Annotated in this window: 10 protein-coding genes; 5 read left to right on the plus strand and 5 right to left on the minus strand. The window is 66.6% G+C overall.

Annotation, left to right across the window (positions count from 1 at the left end):
- The 3 genes from Q1J79_RS00015 to Q1J79_RS00025 form a co-directional block, all read left to right on the plus strand.
- Positions 1 to 1533 (plus strand): feruloyl-CoA synthase (locus tag Q1J79_RS00015; RefSeq protein WP_300295038.1); only part of this gene is annotated, 1533 nt, incomplete at its 5' end.
- Between the two features lie 93 nt (positions 1534 to 1626).
- The gene (locus tag Q1J79_RS00020; RefSeq protein ID WP_300295040.1) at positions 1627 to 2181 is read left to right on the plus strand and encodes a hypothetical protein; all 555 of its coding nucleotides are present in this window, start codon (positions 1627 to 1629) and stop codon (positions 2179 to 2181) included.
- 67 nt (positions 2182 to 2248) lie between these two features.
- Complete coding sequence (locus Q1J79_RS00025; RefSeq protein ID WP_300295041.1) at positions 2249 to 2887, plus strand: hemolysin III family protein; 639 nt, start codon at positions 2249 to 2251, stop codon at positions 2885 to 2887.
- A 9-nt stretch (positions 2888 to 2896) separates the two neighbouring features.
- Here Q1J79_RS00025 and cysQ read toward each other — a convergent pair whose 3' ends face one another.
- Both cysQ and Q1J79_RS00035 read right to left on the minus strand, forming a co-directional pair.
- Positions 2897 to 3661, minus strand: coding sequence for a 3'(2'),5'-bisphosphate nucleotidase CysQ (gene cysQ / locus Q1J79_RS00030; RefSeq protein WP_300295043.1), 765 nt, complete (start codon positions 3659 to 3661; stop codon positions 2897 to 2899).
- Entirely contained in the window at positions 3661 to 3840 is a 180-nt protein-coding gene (locus tag Q1J79_RS00035; RefSeq protein ID WP_300295045.1) for a DUF3553 domain-containing protein, read from the minus strand. Before Q1J79_RS00035 ends, cysQ begins: the two co-directional genes overlap by 1 nt.
- 89 nt (positions 3841 to 3929) lie before the next feature.
- On the opposite strand from Q1J79_RS00035, the gene Q1J79_RS00040 reads away from it, so the two are divergent.
- Both Q1J79_RS00040 and ggt read left to right on the plus strand, forming a co-directional pair.
- Positions 3930 to 4547, plus strand: a complete 618-nt coding sequence (locus Q1J79_RS00040; RefSeq protein WP_300295046.1) for a histidine phosphotransferase family protein — start codon at positions 3930 to 3932, stop codon at positions 4545 to 4547.
- Positions 4544 to 6223, plus strand: coding sequence for a gamma-glutamyltransferase (ggt, locus tag Q1J79_RS00045; protein WP_300295048.1), 1680 nt, complete (start codon positions 4544 to 4546; stop codon positions 6221 to 6223). Before Q1J79_RS00040 ends, ggt begins: the two co-directional genes overlap by 4 nt.
- 36 nt (positions 6224 to 6259) lie before the next feature.
- Here the strand turns inward: ggt and Q1J79_RS00050 are convergent, their stop codons facing one another.
- The 3 genes from Q1J79_RS00050 to Q1J79_RS00060 form a co-directional block, all read right to left on the minus strand.
- Positions 6260 to 6985, minus strand: a complete 726-nt coding sequence (locus tag Q1J79_RS00050; protein WP_300295050.1) for an alpha/beta hydrolase — start codon at positions 6983 to 6985, stop codon at positions 6260 to 6262.
- A gap of 100 nt (positions 6986 to 7085) precedes the next feature.
- Positions 7086 to 8039 carry a helix-turn-helix domain-containing protein gene (locus tag Q1J79_RS00055; protein ID WP_300295052.1) on the minus strand — a complete coding sequence of 318 codons (954 nt, stop codon included), beginning with the start codon at positions 8037 to 8039 and terminating at the stop codon, positions 7086 to 7088.
- 122 nt (positions 8040 to 8161) lie between these two features.
- Positions 8162 to 8364, minus strand: a 203-nt coding sequence (locus Q1J79_RS00060) for a helix-turn-helix domain-containing protein (RefSeq protein WP_300295054.1), incomplete at its 5' end; no start/stop codon positions are given.

Raw genomic sequence — 8364 nt, forward strand, 5'->3', positions numbered from 1 at the left:
CGCGGCCTGGGCCAGACCGCGCCGATCATGATCCTGTCGGGCAACAGCATCGACCACGCCCTGCTGATGCTGGGCGGTTTTGTCGCCGGCGTGCCGGTGGCGCCGATCTCGGTGGCCTATTCGCTGATGAGCGGCGATTTTGCCAAGGTGCACCACATCTTCAACCTGGTGCGGCCGAAGCTGGTCTTCGCCGAGCAGGGCGCGATGTTCGCCAAGGCGCTGGGCAGCCTCAATCTCGGCGGCGTCGAGGTGGTGACATCGGATAGCGCCGGCGGCACGGCCTTGAAGAACCTGCTCGGCACCGCGCCGACGGCGGCGGTTGATGCGCGGCTGGCGCAGATCGGCCCTGACTGGGTGGCGAAATACCTGTTCACGTCCGGTTCGACCGGGCTGCCCAAGGGCGTGATCAACACCCACCGCATGATGAGCAGCAACCAGCAGGCCATCGCGCAGATATGGCCCTTCCTGCAGGAAAAGCCGCCGGTGCTGCTCGACTGGCTGCCATGGAATCATACCTTTGGCGGCAACCACAATTTCAACATGGTGCTGCGCCAGGGTGGCACGCTGCATATCGATGACGGCAAGCCGGCCCCGGGCCTGGTGGAAAAGACCGTGGCCAATCTGCGCGAGGTTTCGCCCAGCCTGTATTTCAACGTGCCGGCCGGTTACGCCATGCTGCTACCGCATCTGGAGCAGGACGCGGAGCTCTGCCGCCGCTTCTTCGCCGACCTGCGCATGATCTTCTATGCCGGCGCGGCTTTGCCGCCGGACCTGTGGGCGCGGCTGGAGACGCTGTCGATCCGCACCCTGGGCAAACGCGTTGCCATGACCTCGAGCTGGGGTTCGACTGAAACCGCGCCACTGGCCACGGCCGCGCATTTTCCGATCGAGCGCGCCGGCGTGATCGGCGTGCCGGTGCCGGGCGTGCAACTGAAATTCACCCCTTCGGGCGGCAAGCTGGAAGTGCGGGTGAAAGGCCCCAATGTGACGCCGGGTTATCTGGGTGAGCCAGACAAAACCGAACAGGCCTTCGACGAAGAAGGATTCTACCGCATCGGCGACGCGGCGAAACTGGCTGATCCGGAAGACCCCAATCGCGGCGTGGTGTTCGACGGCCGCATCGCCGAGGACTTCAAGCTGACCACCGGCACCTGGGTGCATGTCGGCGGCGTGCGCGTGGCAGCGATTGCCGCCGGCTCGCCGCTGCTGCAGGACGCGGTGGTGACCGGACCGGACCGGCCCTATGTCGGCCTGCTGGCCTGGCCCTCGGCGGCAGCGAAGGATCTGCCTCCGGCCGAATTGCGCGAGCAGATCGCGGCGAAGCTGCGCGCGCATAACGCCGGACAGGGCGGCTCGTCGCTGAAGGTCCAGCGCGTGTTGCTGCTGGACGAACCACCCACCATCGACGCCAACGAGATTACCGACAAGGGCTATATCAACCAGCGCGCGGTGCTGGAGCGTCGTCACGCGGATGTGAACAGGCTTTATGCCGACCCGCCCGACGCCGACGTGATCATCGTCACCGACAAGTAAGATCGTCCTCCGTATCCTGCGCTCACTGCCGAATCCAGCGAGACGTATTCTTTCTCTCGCGGCCCCGGCGCAGAAATTCTTGGAGAGACGCTCATGACGCGCCGCCTGATCGCCACCATGGCGTTCGGCCTCACACTGGCTGCCGGCTTTGCACTCGGATCGATCGGACGTCAGCATCACGCCGCTCCGGCCGTGGCCGATACCGATATCCCGACCATTCCACCGACCGCCGCAGTTATCGTGCCGCTGCAGGCCGACGACCTGAGCCAGGCCGAAAACAACCTGTTTCCGGCGCCGCAGACCCTGCTGCAGATGGCCGAATCGCTGTCGCTGGATGAGGAGCAGCGCCAGCAGATCCGCCAGTTGCAATTCTCGCTGGACACCGAGGTGACGGCTCTGGGCCGCCGTATCGCCACCGAGGAACGCCGTCTGGAGCGCGCCTTCGCCGAGGGTAATGTCGATGCCGGCCGGCTGGACGGCCAGACCGCGCGGATCGCGGTCCTGCAGGGCCGCCTGCGCGCCGTGCGGCTGCGCAGCCATCTGGCCGCCCGCGACGCCCTGAAGCCGGAACAGCTGCTGCGCTTTGCGGAAATGCGGGGTTTCGCGCCAGGCCCGGCCAGCGCCCGCGACGATCTGGACCGGTACTGAAAGTCCGCCATTCTGCTGCCGCATTTTCCGGATTAAGCTGTCGGCCTCAACCTGACGGGGGCCAGCCATGGGTCGTGCCTGCACACGCGCCGAATACATCGCCGATGCGGTGGTGCATCTGCTCGGACTGGCTTTTGCGGTCGGCGCCTGCGCCACGCTGGCGGTGCTGATCGTGCTTGATCCGGTCCTGCCGCGCGCCGTCAGCCTGGTGCTGTACGGTCTGGGCCTGTTTGCCATGCTGGGCTGCTCGGCACTCTACAACATGACCACCCACGCCGCGCTGAAGGCCCGCTTCCGCCGGCTCGACCATGCCGCCATTTTCGTGATGATCGCCGGCACCTACACGCCGTTTGCCCTGATGGTGATCGGCGGCTTGTGGGGCGTTGGCCTGCTGGCGTTCGTGTGGAGCGTCGCGCTGGCCGGCGTAGCGGTGAAGCTCTTCTACCCCCTGCGGTTCGAGCGCGTGTCGGTGGCAACCTATCTGCTGCTGGGCTGGACCATTGTCGCCGCCTTCGATCCGCTGCTGGACGGCGCCTCGCTCACCGCGCTGGTGTTGCTGCTGACCGGCGGCGGGCTGTACAGCATCGGCGTGCTGTTCCATCTGTGGGAACGTCTGCCCTACCAGAATGCGATCTGGCATGTCTTCGTGCTGGCGGCGGCGGCCTGCCATTACGCCGCCATCCTGATCGACGTCGCAATTGCCTAGGGCGATAACTTAAGCCGCGCCGCGCGCCAGATAACCGGGATTGCGAAACCCTGGCTTGCCATAGCGCAAAGGCGCGCCCTGCCATGTCAGCACCGCACCACCGGCAGCCTCCAGCACCGCCTGCCCCGCCGCCGTGTCCCATTCCGAGATCGAGGCAAAGCGCGGATAAAGATCGGCGGCACCCTCGGCGATGCGGCAGAATTTCAGCGACGACCCCACCGTGCGGGTGGTTGAATCGGGCTGCTGCTTCAGCCAGCCGGCAACCTCGCGGTCAAGATGGTTGCGGCTGACCAGCACATGGGCTCCGCGCGAAGGCACCGGCCGCGCGCGGATACCAGTGGCGGCGTCACCCTCATAGCGCCAGGCCTTGCCTCCATAACCCAGCCAGGCCAGGCCCAGCGCCGGCGCGGTGACGACACCCAGTACCGGCGCGCCGTTCTCGATCAACGCAATGTTGACGGTGAATTCGCCATTCCGGTCGACGAATTCGCGCGTGCCATCCAGTGGATCGACCAGCCAGAAACGGTTGCCGTCAATCGCCGGCGTCTCGCCGCGCGCCGCCTGCTCCTCGGCCACCACCGGGATATCCGGGGCCAGCCTGGCCAGGCCGGCGAGGATGATCGCTTCGGCCTGCTCGTCGGCATCGGTGACCGGGCTGCGGTCGTCCTTGGTGCGCTGGATAAACGGTGTCGCATAAACCGCCATGATGGCGCCGCCGGCCTGGCGGGCCAGGTCGAGAATGGCGGGGGCAAGCTGCGGCAGATCGGCGGGCATCAGTCTTGGGGCGGATTGGCGGGACGCAGCATCACCTGATCGGTATTGATCAGGCGCTTGCCGGCATGCAGGAAATTCACCGTCACCCGGTTGCCGATGGCGGACTGCACCTGGCCCGGACCCCAGTCGGGTTCCAGCGGGTTTTCCACCCAGTCGCCGGGCGCAAAGGGGGCCAGCATGAGGACTCGCTTGCGGTTGATTGCCTGCGACAGACATCTTAGACAGGACGGAGTCCCACCGCCACCGCCCGCCGCCGGAGAATTCAGCCATGGCTTCCACCGAAACGCTCGACCTGGTCGCGCTGATCTGCTCACGGCTGTGCCACGACCTGGCGGGCAGCATCGGCGCGGTGAATAACGGCGTCGAGCTGCTGGCCGAGGAAACCGACGCCATGATGCGCGAGGAAGCCATCGGCCTGATCGCGCAGTCGGCCAATGATGCCGCACGCCGGCTCGCCTTCTTCCGTCTGGCGCTTGGCGCCTCGGGCGGCGTGCAGGACCCGATGGCTCTGGACGAATTGTCGCGCGTTGCCCACAGCTATTTCGCCGGCGGCAGGCTCAGCCTTGTGCTGCCGCGAGACAATGTCGAACTACCCAAGCCGCTGGGCAAGGCCCTGCTGCTCGGCCTTGCGCTGGCCGGCCAGGCTTTGCCGCGTGGCGGCACGATGACCCTGGCGCGCGCTGGCGATGGCTGGGCCATCCGCGCCGAGGGCACCATGCTGCGCTGGCAGGAGGGTGTGGCCGCCGCCTTTACCGGGGAGCCCGACTGGCCACAGGAACCGGCGCCGGCCATGGCCCGCTATGCCCGCCTGCTGGCGATTGCCAGCGACCTGAGCGTGGAGGCGGAAGCCAGCGAGACCACACTGACTCTGAGCTTCGCGCCATGACGCTGTTCTTCCATTGCGAGAAGCAACCGGCCACCGCCGCCAAAGGCATGGTGGTGACCAACCATCCGCTGGCTTCGGCGGCCGGGGTGGAGATGCTGGCGGCCGGCGGCAATGCGGTGGACGCGGCGATCGCCGCGCTGTTCACCCTCACCGTGGTCGAGCCGATGATGGTGGGAATCTTCGGCGGCGGCATGGCGCATCTGCGCCTGTCCGACGGACGCCATATGGTGATCGACGGCCTGAGCACGGCGCCGCAGGCCAGCCATGCGGAATGCTATCGTCCGCTCAGCGATACGCCCGGGCCGGATTACCTGGAAACCGAGGGCCGCGAGAATGCGGTGGGCGCCAAGGCCGTGGCGCTGCCCGGCAACCTGAAAGCCTGGTGCGAGACGCTGCAGCGCTTTGGCCGCCTGCCGCTGCAGGACGTGATCCAGCCGGCGATCCGCCACGCCGCACAGGGTTTTGTCGTGACGCCCTATCTGGCCGAATGCGTGGCCGAATGCGCAGCCGATCTGACATGCGACCCCGAAATCAGCCGCCGTTATCTGCCTGGCGGCGCACCGATCAAAGCCGGCGCGAAGCTGGTGCAGGGCGACTATGCCGAAACCCTGCGCCTGATTGCGCGTGAGGGCGCTGCCGCTCTGTATGGCGGCACCCTCGGCGATGCCATCGTAACGGCGCTGCAGATGGCCGGCGGCTGGCTGACCCGCGATGACCTGCTGAATTACCGCACCATCGAACGTGAGCCGGTGCGCGGCATGTATCGCGGCTTTGAGATCATCGGCCCGCCCCCACCCTCCTCAGGCGGCGTGCATGTGATCCAGATGCTCAACATCCTGGAAGGATACGATATCGGCGCGCTGGGTTTCGGTTCACCCGAGGCCCTGCATTTGCTGGCCGAAGTGCTGAAGATCGCCTTCGCCGACCGCGCCGCCGCCACCGCCGATCCGGCCTTCGTCGACGTGCCGGTGGAAAAACTGATTTCAAAAACCTATGCCGCCGAGCGGCGCGCCAAGATCGACCCGCACAGGGCGCAGAGCTGGAGCGCGTGCGTGGCGGCAGGCGAATCGGCCAACACCACTCATGTGACGGTGGCCGATGCCGATGGCCATGTGGTGAGCAGCACACAGACCATCAACAGCCTGTTCGGCGCGCGCTTCATCCTGCCCGGCACCGGCGTGATCCCGAACAACTACATGTACCTGTTCGACCCGCATCCGGGCAAAGCACTGTCGGTGGCACCAAACAAACGCATCACTACCTCGCAGGCGCCGCTGATGGCGCTGCAGGATGGCAAGCCGGTCTATGCGCTGGGCCTGCCCGGCGGGTTGCGCATTTTTGGTTCGGCCATGCAGGCGCTGGTCAACCTGATTGATCACGGCATGACCCTGCAGCAGGCGGTGGAAGCGCCGCGCCTGTGGACCCAGGGCCAGATGGTGGAACTGGAAGACGGCTTTCCGCAGGCTGCGCGCGAAGCGCTGATCAGCCTGGGCCACGACATCCTGCCGGTGCCGCATGTGGGCGGTGGCATGAACGCGATCCGCTTCCTGCCCGAGACGGCCGGCGGTGGCCTGGAAGGCGCGGCCTGCTGGCGCGCCGACGGCACGCCGATGGGGGTGAGCGGCGGCCTGGCCCGCGCTGGTGTGCGCTTTTGGCCCGACGCGCCGAGACGTTAGACAGCAGGCGGCGGGATCACCCCACCGCCTTTCCGTTCAATCCCGCCCGGCCTCGACGAGCTTGTCGGCCAGCAGCGCGGGATTGGTGAAGATCGCCTCGTGGCTGCCCGGCATCTGCACCAGCCGATATAGCCCCAGCCGGTTCGACATGCGCGGATGCCAGCCGAAATCCGGACCCGGCGGCAGCGCGATATCTTCGGTGCAGTTCAGATAGCTTTTCGGAATCTGCAGCGAGGAAAAAGTTTTCAGCGGCACCTTGTCGGTATGGCTGCGTCGCGGCGTGGGCGAGAGCATGTCGTAGGCTTTCTTCGCCAGCGCCTCGTCGGCATCGCCGATGAAGGCATCGCGCCAGACCGGCCAGGGCAGCATCACGCCACCATCGGGCTGTTCGATCTGGTCGAACAGCGCCTTGTAATGCGGCGGCGCGTTGTCTTCCAGGCATTCGCCATCGTTCAGCACGAAGGCATTCCAGAAGACAAGGCGGCGGATGCGGTCGCTGAGCTGTTCGGCCGCCGGCTGGATCACCGTACCGCCGAAACTGTGGCCCACCAGGATGAAATCCTTCAAGTCGTTGCGCCGGATATAATCGACCAGCGACGCAACGCAATCGGCATGGCTGACGCTCTTGCTGGCGTCCCGGGCATGGCCGGCCAGCGTGGGCGCATGCGCCTTGTGGCCCTGCTGCTCAAGCCGTGCGATCACCGGCGCCCAGGCCTGGTTGTCGTGCCAGGATCCATGCACCAGAACGAATGTGTAGCCCATCGCGGCCTCCCGCCTTTTTTGGTTTGCGGTGGCCGATATACCCCGCGCGCCGGCCGGCCGCGCGGCGGGCGGCGCAGGAAATTGCGGCTATGCGTGCAGGCTATGTATGCAGGCGGCGGCGCCAGGCGGCCGGGGCCAGGCCGAAACGCTGGCGGAAACGGCGGGCGAAATGGCTGGGATCGGCAAAGCCGCTGCGCCAGGCGACCTCGGTGATGCTCAGCGACTGCCGGCGCGGATCTTCCAGCACCGCGCGGGCCTGCGACAGGCGCTCCTCCAGCAGAGCCGCACCGAAACTGGTTCCCGCGGCAGCAAACAGCAGATGCAGATAGCGTTTCGAAATGCCGTGTTCGGCCGCGAACCGCGCCGGATCGATCTCCGTATCGCCACTGCGCTCGCGCAGGCCAAGGCGCAACCGGCGCAGCAGGGCCTGCTGGTGCGTGCTGAGGCTGTCTTCCGCCTGCGGTCCCGCCGCCAGGGTGAGCAGGGCCGCAAGGTGATCGGCCAGCAAGCCGGCGGGCAGCGCCAGATCGGGCAATGTCTGCGGCATCAGGTTGCCCAGCGCGGAATTCAGCGTGCCGCCCCAGCCCGAACCGGCGGCGAAGGCGCGCGCGGTCAGCGCTTCGGGCATGGCAATATGCCACCTCAGCCAGGCCTGCGGAATCTGTACCGACAGGCAGTCCACGCCGTCGGGAAAGGCGAAGCGATAGGGCATGCGGCTGTCGACCAGCACGCTGTCGCCCGGCCGTGTCAGGGCGACGCGGCCGTCCTGCTCCACCTCCAGCCGGCCGGCACGCACATGCAGCAGATAGAAATTGTCCTGCCGGCTGCGCGCAATGGCCTGGCGCGTGCGCCAGACCTGCTGATCGCTGGCCTGCACGAAATTGAGGTCGACGGGGCCGAAGGGATGCTGGGTCAGGCGGCCCGTGAAGTTGCGCCGCATGCTGCTGTCGGCCTTCATTTCCAGGAAAGCCTCACAGATGGCCTCGACCCAGTAGCTCAGGCCCTCGCCCGGCCGGACCGTTTCTGTCGACCAGTGGCGCGTCTGCATCTGCATCGCTTCCCCTTGCGTTTCTTCCCCCGCTTCTTCCATGGGGGATTAGGTCGTGAAAGCGGCGCGTGGGCAACAAAAAAGCCGGCCTTCAGGGCCGGCTTTTCCATTCCATATCCGAAACCGGCTTACCGTGCGCCGGCCGCCCGCTTGGCGCCGGCCGCCACCGGTTCGACCTGGTCGCGCAGCACATAGCCGCGCCCCCAGACGGTTTCGATGTAATTGTCACCGCCGGTGGCCGAGGCGATCTTCTTGCGCAGCTTGCAGATGAAGACATCGATGATCTTCAGCTCCGGCTCGTCCATGCCGCCATAGAGATGGTTGAGGAACA

Origin of the sequence: Ferrovibrio sp., from assembly GCF_029255545.1 — a bacterium.
Taxonomy (GTDB): domain Bacteria; phylum Pseudomonadota; class Alphaproteobacteria; order Ferrovibrionales; family Ferrovibrionaceae; genus Ferrovibrio.

Excerpts from the sequence above, each read along its gene's own strand:
- Q1J79_RS00020 (WP_300295040.1), top strand. The coding sequence starts at position 1,627 with ATGACGCGCCGCCTGATCGCCACCATGGCGTTCGGCCTCACACTGGCT.
- Q1J79_RS00025 (WP_300295041.1), top strand. The coding sequence starts at position 2,249 with ATGGGTCGTGCCTGCACACGCGCCGAATACATCGCCGATGCGGTGGTG.
- cysQ (WP_300295043.1), bottom strand. The coding sequence starts at position 3,661 with ATGCCCGCCGATCTGCCGCAGCTTGCCCCCGCCATTCTCGACCTGGCC.
- Q1J79_RS00035 (WP_300295045.1), bottom strand. The coding sequence starts at position 3,840 with ATGCTGGCCCCCTTTGCGCCCGGCGACTGGGTGGAAAACCCGCTGGAA.
- Q1J79_RS00040 (WP_300295046.1), top strand. The coding sequence starts at position 3,930 with ATGGCTTCCACCGAAACGCTCGACCTGGTCGCGCTGATCTGCTCACGG.
- ggt (WP_300295048.1), top strand. The coding sequence starts at position 4,544 with ATGACGCTGTTCTTCCATTGCGAGAAGCAACCGGCCACCGCCGCCAAA.
- Q1J79_RS00050 (WP_300295050.1), bottom strand. The coding sequence starts at position 6,985 with ATGGGCTACACATTCGTTCTGGTGCATGGATCCTGGCACGACAACCAG.
- Q1J79_RS00055 (WP_300295052.1), bottom strand. The coding sequence starts at position 8,039 with ATGCAGATGCAGACGCGCCACTGGTCGACAGAAACGGTCCGGCCGGGC.